The following is a 15,788-nucleotide window of genomic DNA, read 5'->3' on the forward strand; positions in this document are numbered from 1 at the left end:
GCTCGGCGTCGAGTGACCGTGACCACGACAGGCAGTACGCCTGGTTCGACGTCTACTACCACGACGACCGCGGCTGGCACCGGTACGACCGTTACCGCGCGTTCGGCCACTTCTCGAAGCGGATCTTCTTCAACGACCCGGACGTCGACGGGTTCCGCTTCCGGGTCGGCGAGGGCTCGACCAGTGACTACGACTGGAGCGGCTGGCACCGGTACGGCGGCTGATCCGACCTCGTCTGAACTGATAGTCCGGTCCCAGTGAGGGGGATCGACGGCCGGGGGTCAGAGAGCGGGCGCTTCCTGGGAGCGCCCGCTCTTGTCGTGTTCACGGGCATTGAACGTAGCCTTTACCGCTGATGGCAGTTTCCCGGCCCGATGCCGGGTAAGTGATCTTTATCGGACGACAACGGTCAGGGGGCGCCGTGAGCCCCCACATCCCCCCGTACCCATGAGCACGCGCCCACTCTGGACCGGTATCGGCGGTACCGAGCGCCGGGTGGGCGCGTCCCCCATTCCTCCTGTAACTCCCTGCTCAGGCGTGTACATCTCTTGCCTGATGGCGTACGGAGGGGCGTCCCACCATGCGGGCGGTCTGGGGTACGCTAGTGGTCGGTTGTGTCCGGACAAGCGCCAGGCGTTTCGCAATTCCTCGCCGGTTGTCGTACACTCCTTTGTCGGTTCACTATGACCATTGCGCGTCGGCGGTCCAGATATCGCCGCATCCTCAACGTGCTCTAGGTCGCGGCTGCGTAGTGTGCCGATACCTCAGACGACCGATCAGTGAAACGCGAGGGACATGGCCAAGAAGGACGGCGCCATCGAGATCGAGGGCACTGTGGTTGAGTCGCTCCCGAACGCGATGTTCAGGGTGCAACTCGACAACGGCCATAAGGTCCTGGCCCACATCAGCGGACGGATGCGGATGCACTACATCCGTATCCTCCCCGACGACAGGGTTGTCGTTGAACTGAGCCCCTACGACCTCAGTCGTGGGCGGATCGTCTACCGATACAAGTAAGCCCCCTTCCCGGCAGCGAGGAAGACCGGCCGCCCGTGCGACGCACGGTGCGGCTGTTCGACCGGGCATCCGGCGGCGGGCCGTCTGAGGAACGACAGGGACTATGAAGGTCAAGCCGAGCGTCAAGAAGATCTGCGACAAGTGCAAGGTGATCCGCCGGCACGGTCGCGTCATGGTGATCTGCGACAACCTGCGCCACAAGCAGCGCCAGGGCTGATCGCGGCCGGGCTGGGCGGCCGAGCCACTAGTGGGCGAGGCGGGCCGGGCCCGGAACAAATGTAATCGCGCATCACACCCGCGAAGGCGGCTTCACGCCGAACCACGCGGGCGACCCTCGGTCGGAGGCCGAGGCCCTCACCCCGGGCATGGGGAGGGGCAGTGACGCGCAGGACCTCCGCCATAACGAAGGAGAATGCCCGACCATGGCTCGCCTGGTTGGCGTCGACCTCCCCCGCGACAAGCGGCTGGAGATCGCTCTCACCTACATCTACGGAATCGGCCGCAGCCGCGCTCAGGAGGTCCTGAGCGTCACGGGGATCAGCGGGGACCTTCGCGTCCACCAGCTGTCCGACACCGAGCTGGTGCCGCTGCGTGACTACATCGAGGCCACCTTCAAGATCGAAGGTGACCTTCGTCGCGAGGTTCAGGCCGACATCCGTCGCAAGATTGAAATCGGCTGCTACCAGGGCATCCGACACCGTCGTGGTCTTCCCGTGCACGGTCAGCGTACGCAGACCAACGCGCGCACCCGTAAGGGCAAGAAGAAGACCGTGGCCGGCAAGAAGAAGCCCGGCAAGAAGTAGTCCGCGACGGGGCGCCGAGCCGGGCCCGGCAAGGGCCCGACGCCTCGCCCCCGTCCACGCAGCAGGACCGACCACCTCAGGAGATAGCGCTACATGCCTCCGAAGAGCCGCCAGGGTGCACCGAAGAAGGTGCGCCGCAAGGAAAAGAAGAACGTCGCTCACGGGCACGCCCACATCAAGAGCACGTTCAACAACACGATTGTTTCGATCACCGACCCGAGCGGGAACGTGATCTCCTGGGCCAGCGCCGGCCACGTCGGGTTCAAGGGCTCCCGCAAGTCCACGCCGTTCGCAGCGCAGATGGCCGCCGAGAACGCCGCGCGCCGGGCCATGGAGCACGGCATGCGCAAGGTCGACGTCTTCGTGAAGGGCCCCGGTTCCGGTCGCGAGACCGCCATCCGGTCCCTCCAGGCCACCGGCCTGGAGGTGGGTTCCATCCAGGATGTCACCCCGGTTCCCCACAACGGTTGCCGTCCGCCCAAGCGCCGCCGCGTCTGAGGCCCAGGAGATATAGAGAAATGGCTCGTTACACCGGAGCGGACTGCAAGCTCTGCCGCCGTGAGAAGACCAAGCTCTTCCTCAAGGGCGCCAAGTGTGAGTCCCCCAAGTGCCCGATCGAGATCCGTCCTTACCCTCCGGGTGAGCACGGCCGCGGCCGTCCCAAGGAGTCTGAGTACCAGCTCCAGCTTCGCGAGAAGCAGAAGACCCGTCGCATCTACGGCATCCTCGAAAAGCAGTTCCGCAACTACTACGAGGAAGCCAACCGCAAGTCCGGTAAGACCGGTGAGAACCTTCTCCAGATCCTGGAGAGCCGTCTGGACAACGTCGTCTTCCGCGCCGGCCTCGCCGTCTCGCGTGACGCCGCCCGCCAGCAGGTTCGCCACGGCCACATCCTGGTCAACGGCAAGAAGGTCGACATCCCGTCCTACCGCGTCCGCGAGCACGACATCGTCGAGGTCCGTGAGAAGTCCCGGAACCTGATGCCGTACGAGGTGGCTCGCGCCACCACGGGCGACCGCACCGTCCCGGCCTGGCTCGGCGTCGTTCCGGACAAGCTGCGTGTCCTCGTGCACCAGCTCCCGGTCCGTCAGCAGATCGACACCCAGGTCCAGGAGCAGCTGATCGTCGAGCTCTACTCCAAGTAGAAGTTCGCGCATAGTCTGTCAAGGGGCTGTACGGCGTCCTCGGAAGTCGTACAGCTTCAGGCAGAGCACGAAGTACATCGTCGCGGTGGTCAAATAGCGGGCCCCGCGGAACCAGGGGAGAACCCAAATGCTGATCGCACAGCGCCCGTCCCTCCTCGAGGAGTCGATCGAGGAGACCAGGTCCCGGTTCGTCATCGAGCCGCTGGAGCCGGGCTTCGGTTACACCATCGGCAACTCGCTGCGCCGCACGCTGCTGTCCTCCATCCCGGGGGCGGCGGTCACGAGCATCCGCATCGAGGGCGTGCTGCACGAGTTCTCGACCGTGCCCGGGGTCAAGGAAGACGTCACCGACATCATCCTCAACCTCAAGGCCCTGGTCGTCTCGTCCGAGCACGACGAGCCGGTCGTGATGTACCTGCGCAAGCAGGGCCCGGGTGAGGTCACCGCGGCCGACATCGCGCCGCCCGCGGGTGTCGAGGTGCACAACCCCGACCTGCACATCGCCACGCTGAACGGCAAGGCGAAGCTGGAGATGGAGCTGACCGTCGAGCGCGGTCGCGGCTACGTCTCCGCCGCCCAGAACAAGCAGCCCGGCCAGGAGATCGGTCGCGTTCCCGTCGACTCGATCTACTCGCCGGTTCTCAAGGTGACCTACAAGGTCGAGGCCACCCGAGTCGAGCAGCGCACCGACTTCGACCGTCTGATCCTGGACGTCGAGACCAAGCCGTCGATGAAGCCCCGCGACGCGGTGGCCTCCGCCGGCAAGACCCTGGTCGAGCTGTTCGGCCTGGCCCGCGAGCTCAACGTCGAGGCCGAGGGCATCGACATCGGCCCGTCGCCGACGGACGCGGCTCTCGCGGCCGACCTGGCGCTGCCGATCGAGGAGCTGAACCTCACGGTCCGCTCCTACAACTGCCTCAAGCGCGAGGGCATCCACACCGTGGGCGAGCTGGTCGCGCGCAGCGAGCAGGACCTTCTCGATATAAGGAATTTCGGCGCCAAGTCGATCGAAGAGGTCAAGCAGAAGCTGCACGAGATGACGCTCGCGCTCAAGGACTCCCCGCCCGGGTTCGACCCGACGGCCGTCGCCGGCGGCGACTACGACGACGACGACGCCCGTTACGTGGAGACCGAGCAGTACTGATCGGCTCCTGCTTCACGCGTTTCTGACAACGGGAGCCTCGCCCGAGGCTCCCGGCCCGACTCCGGTACCTGATACGGCCGGAGCGGGTTATCCCAAAGGAGAACGACCATGCCCAAGCCAGCCAAGGGCGCACGTCTTGGTGGTAGCCCGGCCCACGAGCGGCTGATCCTGGCGAACCTCGCCACCCAGCTGTTCCAGCACGGCCGCATCCGCACCACCGAGACCAAGGCCAAGCGCCTCCGGCCCGTGGCCGAGCGCCTGATCACCAAGGCCAAGAAGGGCGACATCCACAACCGCCGCCAGGTCCTGGCCGTGGTCAAGGACAAGGGCGTCGTCCACCACCTGTTCACCGAGATCGCTCCGACCTTCGCCGAGCGTCCCGGTGGCTACACCCGCATCACCAAGCTCGGCCCGCGTAAGGGCGACAACGCCCCCATGGCGCTGATCGAGCTGGTGGCCGAGCCGCTGAACGCGGTCAGCGTGGCCCGCACGACGCCCGCCGCCGCGTCGGCCGCCCCCGCCGAGGAGGTCGTCGAGCTCCCGGAGAACGACGTCACCGCGACGGAGACCGACGAGGCTCCGGCCGACAAGGTCGAGACCCCGGCCGACGAGGCCCCCGCCGACGAGAAGACCGAGTCCAAGAAGGACGAGGCCTGATCCTCGCCGCGGTAGCGCCGGGGGTTCTCCCCGGCCGGTGAATGATCGTGAACGGGCCCAGCGCACCGACCGGTGTGCTGGGCCCTTCGCGTTGGCTGACCGAGGCGTCGCCGGGGATGACGATGGGAACGGGCGGGACCGGCGGCGAGCCCGGGCCCCTGTGAACGATACGAGAGGAGGCCGGACCAGCGTGGTGGAGACGATGGGACCGGAGACCGCGACAAGCAGGCTCCGGCTCGATCTGGCCTACGACGGCACGGACTTCTCAGGTTGGGCGCGCCAGCCGGGACGGCGGACCGTACAGGGGGAGCTGGAGGCGGCGCTCGGCCGCGTTCTGCGCCTCGACCCCCCTCCCTCGCTGACGGTCGCCGGGCGTACGGACGCGGGGGTGCACGCGCGCGGCCAGGTGGCCCATGTCGACCTGCCCATGGAGGCCCTGAAGGCCGTCGAGGGCCGCAGGGCGGGCGCTGGAGACCCCATGAGCACGGCTGAGCGCCTCTCTGCGCTCATGCGGCGCCTCGCGGGCGTACTTCCCTCGGATGTGCGGGTCCACTCGGTCACAGAGGCCCCTGAGGGCTTCGACGCCCGTTTCTCCGCACTCTCCCGGCGCTACGCCTACCGCGTCTGTGACGCCCCCGGCGGCTGCGACCCTCTGCGCAGGAGAGAAGTCCTGTGGCACGCCCGTCCGCTCGATCTCGACCGCATGAACGCGGCCGCCGCGCGCCTGCTGGGGGAGCATGACTTCGCCGCCTTCTGCAAGAGACGGGACGGCGCGACGACCATCAGGGAGCTCCAGCGGCTCGAATGGGCGCGGGGCGAGGCCGATCTGCTCGTGGGGACCGTGGTCGCGGACGCGTTCTGCCACTCCATGGTGCGTGCCCTCGTGGGGTCCCTGATTCCTGTGGGGGAGGGGCACCAGCCGGTCGAGTGGCCCGGGGAGGTGCTCAAGAACGCCGTACGGGCCTCCGGGGTGAACGTCGCCCCGGCACACGGCCTGTGCCTGGAAGAGGTCCGCTACCCGGAACCTGGCGAACTGACCCACCGAGCCCAACTGACCCGCCGCGTACGGACGCTCGGCCACTGACCGCAGCGCGCCCGGCATTCGGTACGGCGAATTGCCCGGCCGTGCCCGGGTGACCTGCGGCGTTCGGTCCTTGAGCTGCCTGGCTGACGCGTCCCCTCGCCGGCCGGTGGACGGCTCGCGTCTCTCATGACCGGCGAGGGGTACGTACCGCGTCGTCAGCCGGTGACGCGCTTCTCGATCACGTGGGCGGTGTAGTCGCGGAAGGCGCCGCTCACCGGCCCGAGGTCCTTCTCCTGCCCGTTCGGCGTGTGACCGTCGCTGTAGGTGGCGAAGCTGAAGACGATGTACCGGCCCCAGACGAGCCCGGCCGCGTAACCACCGGAGATGTCGGCCTTGTCCGCGCCGCTTCCCGTGTCGCCCGCGAGGCCGCGGAACCACACGGTCTTGGCCAGGTTCTTCTTCTTGTCCGCCGCGACGGCCGCTTCCCTGGTCGGGAACACGGCGATGCCCGTCGTGACCGCGTAGCGCCGCTTGCTGTCGACGTAGGTCGCCCTCAGCACGCGGCTGCACTTCTGGCGCTTCAGGGCCGTGGCGAACGTCCCCACGGCGACCTTGTCGCACTGGGCCGTGATGTTGACCCTGGTGCGCGTGTACGTACGACCTCCCACGCTCACGCGCCGGCGCGCGAACGCCTCCTTGAGCGTGAGCTTCTTCGGGTCGGTCTGTTCGGAGTTGAGCACGGTCGTCGCGACGGGCGCGGGGTCGGCCGTGAACGAGTCGGCAGGCTCGGGCACCTCGGCGTCCACGGACGGGAGAGGTGTGGGCAGGCTCACCGGAGCCGGGTCAGTGTTGTAGTTCCGGTAGCCGAAGAAGGCGGCCGTGCCGATGACGGCCACGGCCACCGCCACCCCGGCGGCCACCACGATCTTCTTCCAAGGGCTGCCCGCGGGCTCCGCGGTGCTGGGAATGGGGGGCGGCTCGGGAGGAACGGCCCCCGGGGGGACGAACGGCGGGCGCTCGACCACGGGCCCCGACGGCGGACGTTCCGCGTTGAAGGCGCTCGGCCTGGAAGCGCCGGGCTTGGCGAGCGCCGTCGAGGAGGAGCCCGGCCTGGAAAGGGACGAGGAATTCGGCCCGGAAAGGGAGGACGAACCGGGCCCCGAAAGGCCGGAGAGCGGGGGAGGGCCCAGGGGCGAAAGGCTCCGGGGCGCCGGTGGAAGCGGGGTCCCGGGAGCCGGTGCGGGCGGGAGGGCCTGAAGACCGCTGCCCGAGCCTCTTCGAGCGCCGGCACCGGACGGTGACTGGACATTGGGGCCGCTCTGAGCACCGGTTCCAGGGCCGCTTTGAACGCCCGTACCGGAGATGGCCTTCAGTCCGGTACCTGACGCTGGTGGCTTGTGCGTGCCCGGCGCCGGTGCGGGTGAGAGCGCGTCACTGGTGAGAGGCGCGGGTGGAAGGGGCGTCCCCGGAGCCGGTCCGGGCTTCGGGGACCGGGTGGGCGTCGAACTCCCCGCCGTCGAACTCCCCGGCGGACTCGCCTCAGACGGGCTGGTTCCAGGCACGTTCGTCCCCGACGGGTTCGTCGCGGAGGAACCTGCCCCTGAGGTGGAACCGCCTTGGGCGGAAGAGGTCGGAAGCGGGGGCAGGGTCACCGGAGCGGGCGGCAGAGGAGTGCCCGGCGGTGAGGCCGAAGCGTGAGGAGAACCGGCCTTCGGCCGGGGGCCCGCCTGAGACCGGAAAATCGAAGGCAGGCTCCTGCGGCCGATCGTCGGCCCAGATGGATCGGAACCAGCGGAGACCGCCGGGGTAGCAGAGCCAGTGGACGCCGTGGACGTCGAGCCAGTGATCGCCGGGCCAGTGGTCGCCGAGCCAGTGGGCGTCGTGGCCGCCGGGCCGGTGGACGTCGAGCCAGGGGGGGCCGACGAGGTCTCCGAGCCAGGGGGCGTCGGCCGGGCCTGCGAGCCTGGGGGCGCCGATGGGATCTCTGAACCGGGGAACGCCGACGGGACCTCTGAATCAGGGGATGACGGCAGGGTGTCCGAGCCAGGGGATGACGGCGGGGTCTCCGGGGCGGTGGCGGGCGCGGGGGGGCGTGGCGCCGGTATGGACGGCCCGGGCACCGGAGGAGGCGAGGGCGCGGGGATCGGTGGAGCCGGCCTGGGCTCGGGCCCGGGCGGCGGAGGCGTGGAGGGCGAGGGAGGCGGTGTACTGGGAGAAGACTCGGTCGCCTCCATCCCAAGGCCACTCGCCTGCTGGTCCATCCCGAGATCACTCACCTGCTGATCGGGCTGTCCCGTGCCCTGCCCTGAAACCGCTGTGCCCTGCCCGGGGAGCCCTGTGCCCTGTCCGGAAAGCCCCGTGCTCTGCCCGGGGAGACCTGTGCTCTGTCCGGACAGGCCCGCGACCTGTGCGGGGAGACCCGATGCTTGTCCGGACAGGCCCGTGCCCTGTGCGGGGAGAGCCGACGTTTGTCCGGGGAGGTTCGTGTCCTGTCCGGAAGGGCCGGGGGTTTGTCCGGGGAGGCCTGTGGTCTGTACGGGTGTGTGGGCGGTCTGAACAGGGAGATCGGGTTGCCCGGTCGGCATTCGGTTGCCAGGGGTGGTCGCCTCACCCGGGAGCGGTCCGCCGGTCGACTGCGGCGCGGTCTGGCCCTGTTCCCCCGGAGCTGGAAAGGGCGGCCAGACTGGAATGTCACGTGCCACGAAGTTGGCGGTGCGTCTGGGTTCGGCGGGCGTGGCCTCGGATACGGCGCCCTGGGATACGGCGCCCTGGGAAGCCAGGGGCGCGTCCTGAGGGGGCTCCGGGATCCATGGGGCGTTTTGGGGGGACGGGGGCGCGTCCTTTAGGACCGCGGGAGGGCTTACGGGCGGGGGAAGCCACGAGCTCGGAGGGCTGAGCGGATCGGCGCTCGGAGGGGTGGACGGGTCGTGGCCGGGTTCGGCAAAGCGGTCCGAGCCGGAGGCGGTGAACGGATCGACGGGAGGCGCTTCCGAGGGAAGGGCGACCGGGGCGGCCCAGATACGCATCTCGCCGGCAGGCCCGAACGCGGGGTCAGCCGACGGCCCGTACGCGGGGTCGGCTGCATGCCCGAACGAGGGGTGGGTCGACGGGGCGTACGTCGGTTCGGCCGCAGGTCCGAACGCAGGGTCGGCTGACGGGGCGTACGCGGGGTCGGCGGCAGGTCTGAACGCAGGGTCGGTTGACGGGGCGTACGCGGGGTCGGCCGAAGGGCTGTACGGGGGGGCGACCGGAGGGGTGGGTGCCGGCGGTGACTGCCAGGACTGGGGACCGGAGACGGTGGGGGCGCTCTGCCCGGGCCACGGGTCCATGACCGGCCCGGTGCGTTGTGCCTCCACGGGAGCGGGGGTGCCGGGCTGGTTCGCGGAAGGGCCGGGGTCGAGGGGGGAGCTCGCGCGCTCGCCGGCGGTGGGGGCCGTGTGGGCGCCGGGGCCGGGCCGGTGGATGGGGTTCGTGCGCGCGCCGATGCCGAGGGTACCGGCCGGGATGGTGTGTTGGGGAGAGCGGTCGCTTGGGGTGGTGGCCGGGATGGTGTGTTCGGGGGACCGGTCGCCATGAGTGGTGGCCGGGATGGTGTGTTCGGGGGAGCGGTCGACTGGGGTGGTGGCCGGGATGGTGTGTTGGGGGGAGCGGTCGACTGGGATGGTGTCTTGGGGGGAGCCGTCGCCGGGGGTGGTCGACGACCGTGGTGACAGGCCGGGACGCGGGGGCTCTGAGGGTGATCTGTGCTGGCCGTCCGGCTGCTCGGGCAGGTCGGAACGGCCGAACCAGTCGTACTCGGCGGGGAAACGCTCCGCGGAGTCCCACGGCTGGGCGTCCGCGCCCCAGGGCGCCGACCGCCGTGACTGGTCAGTGGACGCGTCTTGGAACCACGGCGTCTCCTGGGTGGAGTCGGGGTCCCTCACGCTCTGCTCGGTCCGCGGCACGGGTTTGTGCGCCTGCCCGAAGCTGGGGGGTGGCATCGGCGGAGCCCCCGAGCTCTCGGTCTCGCGTTCGTGCTCGGATCCGGAATCCTGGCCACGCATATGCGGAAGCGTATCCACAGTCGGAGATCGGCATACCGCTATGGGCGTTTCCCGGTCTAGCTCGACACCCTTTTGCCCGCTTAAAGGTGCATATGGGCGGCTTTAGGGGTCAGTTGCTCCGGCCGCCGGTGAGGGCCCGGGTGTCGAGTGCGGAGAAGACGCTGGCCTCGGTGATGTCGACGGCCGCTCGGTTGAGGGCCTTCAGCTCCGCCTTGGACGGCTTGTGGCCGTCCTTGTACTGGAACCAGAGCAGGATCAAATAGTGGCCCTGTGCCCACGCGGTGGCGTAGGAGTCGTCGCCGCTGCCGAGGAGCTTGGTCGCCGAGTCCTTCCCCGGAAGCGGGGTGACGTAGTCCTCCAGCTCGCCGCCCGTGCCCGCCTTGGCCGCCTTCTTCGCCGAGGCGGCGGTCTTGAGATTGCCCACGCCGACCGTGCCGATGAGCTTGCCGGCGGCGTCACGGAAGCTGGCGCGGAGGAACTGCGTACACTGCCCGGCCGTCAGCGCCTTCTGCATGCCCGTGCCGTGCACGGCGTCCTTGCACTTCTTGTCGGCCCGCCGCACCGTCATCAGGTACGAGCGACCGCGCGCGGTGACCTTCTTGTGGCCGAACAGCTCCTTGAGGGTGAGCGGCTGGGGGTCGGTCTTCCGCGAGGCCGTGTAGCCGTACTTGTCGGCGGGGCTGCCCACCAGGGGCACCTCGGCGGGCGGGTTCGTATTGGTGGGGGCGGCCGTGCTCACGGGCTCCTCGCCGCCGCTCAGGATCACGATGCCCGCGCCCGTCGCGACGATCAGTGCCACGAGACCGCCCGCGACGAACAAGGGGGTGCGGGAGCGCCTGCCGGTGGGCTCCTCCGGTTCGCGCCTGCGCCTCTCCATGGGGGGCCGGGACGGCGGCGCCTCGGCCTCCGACGGCCGGTCGTCTCCCCGCTCCTCGAAGGACCGGCTCCGCGCCCCGTCGAACGGACCGCCCTGTGGCTGCTGCCCCGCATCGAATGGATTGCCCCGCGACGCCTCGAACGCCCGGTCCGGCGACTGCGCCGCCTCGAACGGACGGCCCTGCGGTGAGGTCGCTTCGAACGGACGGCCCTGCGGCGAGGATGCCTCGAACGCGCGGCTGGGCGGTGAGGTCGCCTCGAACGGACGGCCCTGCGGTGAGGTCGCCTCGAACGGGCGGCTGGGGGGCGAAGAGGGCTCGAACGCGCTCCTCGGTGCTTGCCGAGCCTCGAACGGACGGTCGCCGCCATGGGCGGCGGGGTCCTGGCCGAACGTACGGCCCGCGCCGGACGGGGGGGCTCCCGCACCGTGACCCTGGCCGCTCACGCCGTAGGCCGGATCGGGTGTGCCGGGGCGGGGGTCGAAGAGCGGGTCGTGACCGGCATCGGCCGTGTCGGGGCGGGGGCCGAAGAGCGGGTCGTGGGCCGGCGGGCGCCGGTCGCCGGCGCGTGACCATGGCCGCTGGCCGGGGTCACGCTCTTCCACGGGAGGCCACGCCGACTCGGGAGCCTGCTCGTGCGTCTGCGCCTCGGGCCGGAGGTCACCGGCGGACTGAGGTGTTTCGTACGGGCGGTAAGGCTGGCGGCGTGGTTGTCGATCCCCGGGGTAACCCATGCGCCGAGACTAGCCCGGCACCGCGACATAACAGGTCAGGAATAGCCGAAGTCCTGGGTCCACCACGTGTCACCGAAACCGTAGGCGACCCCGATGCCGACGGTCGTGATCTTGCAGTTCAGGATGTTGCGGCGGTGGCCGCTGTTGGCCATCCAGCCGCGTACGGCCTCGTCGGCCGACTCGTAGCCGCGGGCGATGTTCTCGGCGGCGCTGTTGGAATATCCCGCGCGGGCCATGCGGTCCCAGGGGCTGAGGCCGCCGGGAGAGGTGTGGCTGAAATAGTTGCGCGTGGCCATGTCGAGGCTGTGGGCGCGTGCGGAGCGGGCGAGGCGCGGGTCGACCCGCAGCGGGGCGCACCCGTTGCGCATCCGCTCCCTGTTGGTGAGGTCGACCGCCGTCGCCTCCAGCTCGCCCGTGGGAGGGGCGTCACCCTCGGCGGCGTCGCCGCCCTGGCCGTCGCTCGCCCTGCCCACGCTCGTGCCGGCGGGGACCTCGGAACCGGACCCGTCGATGGAGCTGCGCTGCTTGGCGACCGTGGGGGTCGCGCTCGGGCGCGCCTCGCTCGTCGGACGCCCGCTCGGGCGCGACACGTGGCCGAGCGGCGGATGCCTGCCGGGGTCGGCCGAGCGCTTGGGAGCGGCGAGGAGCCGGTCGGACGAGGGGGCCGGCGTGCCGGTCTCCAGGTAGATCTCGTCGGAGGTCTGGGAGGTGTCGAGCCGCGAGACCACCACCCCCCCGAGCAGGGCCGCCGTCAGACATGCCAAGAGACCCACGTGGGTCCGCCGACGAGGGATCCGCTGGGAGTGCCTGGGTCGAGGGGGCTGACACATACCGCTGCCAATATAGAGAGGTCGGCTCATGTTAAAGAAGAGACGTGGGGGACCGGTTTTCGTTGGGGCATTGGTCCGTTCGCCGAGTACACTCGTGGTGCGGATCCGGTGTGACGTCCCCGCGTCGGTGCTTCGTTTTGACCCACGCCTGTCACAACCGGTAGTCTGCTGATTCGTTGTGTGCGATTGGTCCATCGTGACCGATGCGCGGCGCGTCCGGCGTCATCTCCCTGCTCGTGGAGACGGAAGGTCTGGGCCTTGTCGTGCGCCCGCCCATGACCTACCGACAGATGTCAACCAGACAGAAGGCTTACCACCGTGCGCACGTTCACCCCTAAGTCCACCGACGTACAGCGTCAGTGGTACGTCATCGACGCCACCGACGTCGTGCTGGGTCGGCTGGCCACCCAGGTCGCGACGCTGCTCCGCGGTAAGCACAAGCCGATCTTCGCGCCGCACGTCGACACCGGTGACTTCGTCATCGTCATCAACGCCGACAAGGTGGCCCTGACCGGCAACAAGCTGGAGCAGAAGAAGGCGTACCGCCACTCCGGCTACCCGGGCGGTCTGCGTTCCGTGTCCTACAAGGAGCTGCTCGAGAAGCGCCCCGACCGTGCCATCGAGAAGGCCGTCAAGGGCATGCTTCCCAAGAACTCCCTCGGCCGGAAGATGGCCAAGAAGCTCAAGGTCTACGCCGGCGCGGAGCACCCGCACCTGGCGCAGCAGCCGGTGACGTACGAGATCACCCAGATCGCCCAGTAGTCGCACACCGTTGGCCGACGGCTGACGCCAAGATCGAAAGTTAGAGGAGAACCGTGGCCGAGCCCACCGGTGTCGAGACGCCCATCGAGGGCGAGCTGGACATTGCGGACCACTCCGCTGAGGAGTTCCCGTCCGAGTACACCAGCGAGTCCGCTCCCAACAGCGACGTCCCCGCGCGTAAGCCCATCACCACGGGCAACTCGTACGGCACCGGCCGTCGCAAGGAAGCCATCGCCCGCGTGCGCATCACGCCGGGCACCGGCAAGTGGACCATCGAGGGCCGCTCGCTGGACAACTACTTCCCGAACAAGGTCCACCAGCAGATCGTCAACGAGCCCTTCGTGACGCTCGGCGCCGAGGACCAGTTCGACGTCTTCGTCCGCATCGACGGCGGCGGAGTGACCGGTCAGGCCGGCGCCGTTCGCATGGGCCTCGCCCGTGCGCTCACCGCGCTGGACACCGAGGTCAACCGCGCGCCGCTGAAGAAGGCCGGCTTCCTCACCCGTGACGCCCGGATGAAGGAGCGCAAGAAGGCCGGTCTCAAGAAGGCCCGTAAGGCTCCGCAGTACAGCAAGCGTTGACAGGTCGCCTCTTCGGCACCGACGGGGTTCGTGGGGTCGCGGGTCGCGACCTCACGGCCGAGCTGGCCATGGACCTGTCGGTCGCGGCGGCTCATGTCCTCGGTGATGCCGGTGCGTTCGAGTCGAGCGTCGGGCGGCGTGGCCGCCCGGTCGCCGTCGTGGGCCGGGACCCGCGTGCCTCGGGAGAGTTTCTCGAGGCCGCGGTCGTCGCCGGCCTCGCGTCGTCTGGGGTGGATGTGCTACGCCTTGGCGTGCTGCCCACCCCGGCCGTCGCCTATCTGACCTCCGCCCTCGGAGCGGACCTCGGGGTCATGCTCTCCGCGTCCCACAACCCCGCCCCGGACAACGGGATCAAGTTCTTCGCCCGCGGTGGCTTCAAGCTGCCCGACGCGGTCGAGAACGACATCGAGCAGCGGCTCGGCGAGAAGTGGAACCGCCCGGTGGGGTCGGCCGTCGGCCGGGTGCGTGACGCGTTCGGCGAGGCCGACCGTTACGTGTCCCACGTGCTGACGACCGTCCCGGGGCGCCTCGACGGGCTGCGGCTGGTCGTCGACTGCGCCAACGGCGCCGCTCATATGGTCGCGCCCGAGGCGCTGCTGCGTGCCGGGGCCGTCGTCGAGACGATCGGCGCCTCGCCGGACGGCCTCAACATCAACGAGGGCGTGGGTTCGACCCACCTCGACGGGCTGCGCGACGCGGTCGTGGAGCGCGGCGCCGACGCGGGCATCGCCTACGACGGCGACGCCGACCGCTGCCTCGCCGTGACGGCCTCGGGCGAGGTCGTCGACGGCGACCAGATCATGGCCGTCCTCGCGTTCGCCATGCACGCGAACGGCTCCCTCGTGAAGGACACCGTCGTCGCCACGATCATGTCGAACCTGGGCTTCAAGATCGCCTTGAAGAAGGCCGGGCTGAACATGATCGAGACGGCCGTCGGTGACCGTTACGTGCTTGAGGCCATGAAGGCCGGGGGCTTCAACCTGGGCGGTGAGCAGTCGGGCCACGTCGTGATGCTCGACCACGCCACCACCGGTGACGGCCTCCTGACCTCGCTGCACCTGCTCGCCGAGGTGGCGCGCTCGGGCCGTTCCCTTGAGGAGCTGGCGTCGGTCATGACCCGGCTTCCCCAGGTTCTGGTGAACGTCAAGGACGTCTCCAAGGCGAAGGTGGCGACGTCCAAGGAGCTGGCCGCCGCCGTGGCCGCCGCCGAGAAGTCGCTCGGCGACTCCGGGCGGGTCGTCATCCGTCCCAGCGGCACCGAGCCGATGGTGCGCGTGATGGTCGAGGCCGAGTCCCAGGACGAGGCCGAGCTCATCGCGAACGAGCTGGCCGGCGTGGTGCGCACGGCCTGCGCCTGATTCTCCTTCTTGACCGGCAGGGCGGGGTCCTCATCGAGGACCCCGCCCTGCCGCGTTCCAGCGGTCCCGCGCCGGGCGGTGGGCTCATCCGTGGGCGCGCAGGGCCGCCGCGAACCACTCGAACGCCGGGACGCTGGACGGATACGGCGCGCGGCCGTTGAGAACGCCCATGAGCTCCCAGTAGCGCTCCACCCGCCGGTCGGTGAACGTCTCCACCTGCCCGGCCAGCCGGGCGCGTTCCTCGGCGGGCGTGCCCGCGTCAACGATGCGGTCCAGAATGCGCCTGCCCTCCGGCGAGCCAGGGGCGACGCCCGCGGCCACCGCGCCCCCGGCGTGCTCGATCACCGGCTGGGGGTCGTACGACGGCCGCTCGGCCTCCTCGGCGCCCGCCAGCGTCATCTGGCGTACGCGCTTCAGGAAGGCCTCGTCGGAGACGAGCCCGGCGAGCTCGGTCCAGGCCTCGGCCTGCTCGGCGCCGAGCTCGTCAGGCGCTTCCGCGGGTAGCCGGCGCATCTCCTGGGCGATCCGCGCGCCGGGCGCCCCGGGGTCGGTCCCGGCGAAGGCGCGGCCGACGAAGTCGTCGATGATCTGCCGGCGCTCTCGCGCGGACGGCGTGGTCGGTACGGTCATGCTTGTCGTCTCCTCAGCGGATGGTCGGGGGGTGGTTCGGGGGGCGCGCCCAGCGCCAACCCTCCATCCTCCAGTAGGTGGAGACTCAAGCTCATTACCGGATCTCATCGCCGGCCCCTGCCCCGCAAGGCACGAATGCGTACCGGGCGGGCCCGAGGGCCGATCGCCGGGCGAGCGATGTGATT

At 69.9% G+C, this 15,788-nt stretch carries 15 protein-coding genes; 11 read left to right on the plus strand and 4 right to left on the minus strand.

The features are described 5' to 3' along the window. Positions 1–795 precede the first annotated feature (795 nt). The 8 genes from infA (at position 796) to truA (ending at position 5,850) form a co-directional block, all read left to right on the plus strand. The gene (gene infA / locus ACGFIV_RS16945) at positions 796–1,017 is read left to right on the plus strand and encodes a translation initiation factor IF-1 (protein ID WP_012887858.1); all 222 of its coding nucleotides are present in this window, start codon (positions 796–798) and stop codon (positions 1,015–1,017) included. Between the two features lie 103 nt (positions 1,018–1,120). Beyond that, positions 1,121–1,234 (plus strand): 50S ribosomal protein L36, encoded by a 114-nt coding sequence (gene rpmJ, locus ACGFIV_RS16950; RefSeq protein ID WP_003956441.1) that lies wholly within the window; start codon positions 1,121–1,123, stop codon positions 1,232–1,234. A gap of 205 nt (positions 1,235–1,439) precedes the next feature. Next, positions 1,440–1,820, plus strand: coding sequence for a 30S ribosomal protein S13 (gene rpsM / locus ACGFIV_RS16955; protein ID WP_262849274.1), 381 nt, complete (start codon positions 1,440–1,442; stop codon positions 1,818–1,820). 93 nt (positions 1,821–1,913) lie between these two features. Next, a complete protein-coding gene (gene rpsK / locus ACGFIV_RS16960; RefSeq protein ID WP_012887860.1) occupies positions 1,914–2,318 on the plus strand; it encodes a 30S ribosomal protein S11 in 405 nt (134 codons plus the stop codon). 20 nt (positions 2,319–2,338) lie between these two features. Next, complete coding sequence (gene rpsD / locus ACGFIV_RS16965; protein ID WP_358546905.1) at positions 2,339–2,965, plus strand: 30S ribosomal protein S4; 627 nt, start codon at positions 2,339–2,341, stop codon at positions 2,963–2,965. A 127-nt stretch (positions 2,966–3,092) separates the two neighbouring features. Continuing rightward, positions 3,093–4,109, plus strand: coding sequence for a DNA-directed RNA polymerase subunit alpha (locus ACGFIV_RS16970; RefSeq protein WP_114032755.1), 1,017 nt, complete (start codon positions 3,093–3,095; stop codon positions 4,107–4,109). A 108-nt stretch (positions 4,110–4,217) separates the two neighbouring features. Next, positions 4,218–4,766 (plus strand): 50S ribosomal protein L17, encoded by a 549-nt coding sequence (gene rplQ, locus ACGFIV_RS16975; protein WP_358546902.1) that lies wholly within the window; start codon positions 4,218–4,220, stop codon positions 4,764–4,766. 202 nt (positions 4,767–4,968) lie between these two features. Then, positions 4,969–5,850 carry a tRNA pseudouridine(38-40) synthase TruA gene (gene truA, locus ACGFIV_RS16980; RefSeq protein ID WP_358546970.1) on the plus strand — a complete coding sequence of 294 codons (882 nt, stop codon included), beginning with the start codon at positions 4,969–4,971 and terminating at the stop codon, positions 5,848–5,850. 155 nt (positions 5,851–6,005) lie between these two features. Here truA and ACGFIV_RS16985 read toward each other — a convergent pair whose 3' ends face one another. The 3 genes from ACGFIV_RS16985 to ACGFIV_RS16995 all read right to left on the minus strand — a co-directional run bounded on the left by ACGFIV_RS16985 (position 6,006) and on the right by ACGFIV_RS16995 (position 12,206). After that, positions 6,006–6,815, minus strand: coding sequence for a hypothetical protein (locus tag ACGFIV_RS16985; RefSeq protein ID WP_358546899.1), 810 nt, complete (start codon positions 6,813–6,815; stop codon positions 6,006–6,008). A gap of 3,127 nt (positions 6,816–9,942) precedes the next feature. Further along, positions 9,943–11,313: a hypothetical protein gene (locus tag ACGFIV_RS16990; protein ID WP_392835769.1), complete on the minus strand. Its 1,371-nt coding sequence runs from the start codon at positions 11,311–11,313 to the stop codon at positions 9,943–9,945. Between the two features lie 164 nt (positions 11,314–11,477). Beyond that, complete coding sequence (locus ACGFIV_RS16995) at positions 11,478–12,206, minus strand: CAP domain-containing protein (protein WP_358546893.1); 729 nt, start codon at positions 12,204–12,206, stop codon at positions 11,478–11,480. Between the two features lie 384 nt (positions 12,207–12,590). On the opposite strand from ACGFIV_RS16995, the gene rplM reads away from it, so the two are divergent. From rplM to glmM, 3 genes are read left to right on the plus strand one after another with little or no spacing between them, the layout of a single operon-like run. After that, a complete protein-coding gene (gene rplM / locus ACGFIV_RS17000; RefSeq protein WP_358546891.1) occupies positions 12,591–13,034 on the plus strand; it encodes a 50S ribosomal protein L13 in 444 nt (147 codons plus the stop codon). Positions 13,035–13,087: 53 nt separating this feature from the next. Beyond that, entirely contained in the window at positions 13,088–13,615 is a 528-nt protein-coding gene (rpsI, locus tag ACGFIV_RS17005) for a 30S ribosomal protein S9 (RefSeq protein WP_358546889.1), read from the plus strand. After that, positions 13,612–14,973 (plus strand): phosphoglucosamine mutase, encoded by a 1,362-nt coding sequence (gene glmM, locus ACGFIV_RS17010; protein ID WP_392835775.1) that lies wholly within the window; start codon positions 13,612–13,614, stop codon positions 14,971–14,973. The genes rpsI and glmM overlap by 4 nt, the downstream gene beginning before the upstream one ends. Before the next feature lie 84 nt (positions 14,974–15,057). Here the strand turns inward: glmM and ACGFIV_RS17015 are convergent, their stop codons facing one another. Next, a complete protein-coding gene (locus ACGFIV_RS17015) occupies positions 15,058–15,603 on the minus strand; it encodes a hypothetical protein (protein ID WP_358546884.1) in 546 nt (181 codons plus the stop codon). Positions 15,604–15,788 lie beyond the last annotated feature (185 nt).

Origin of the sequence: Sphaerisporangium sp. NPDC049003 (genome assembly GCF_043197795.1) — a bacterium.
Lineage (GTDB): Bacteria > Actinomycetota > Actinomycetes > Streptosporangiales > Streptosporangiaceae > Sphaerisporangium.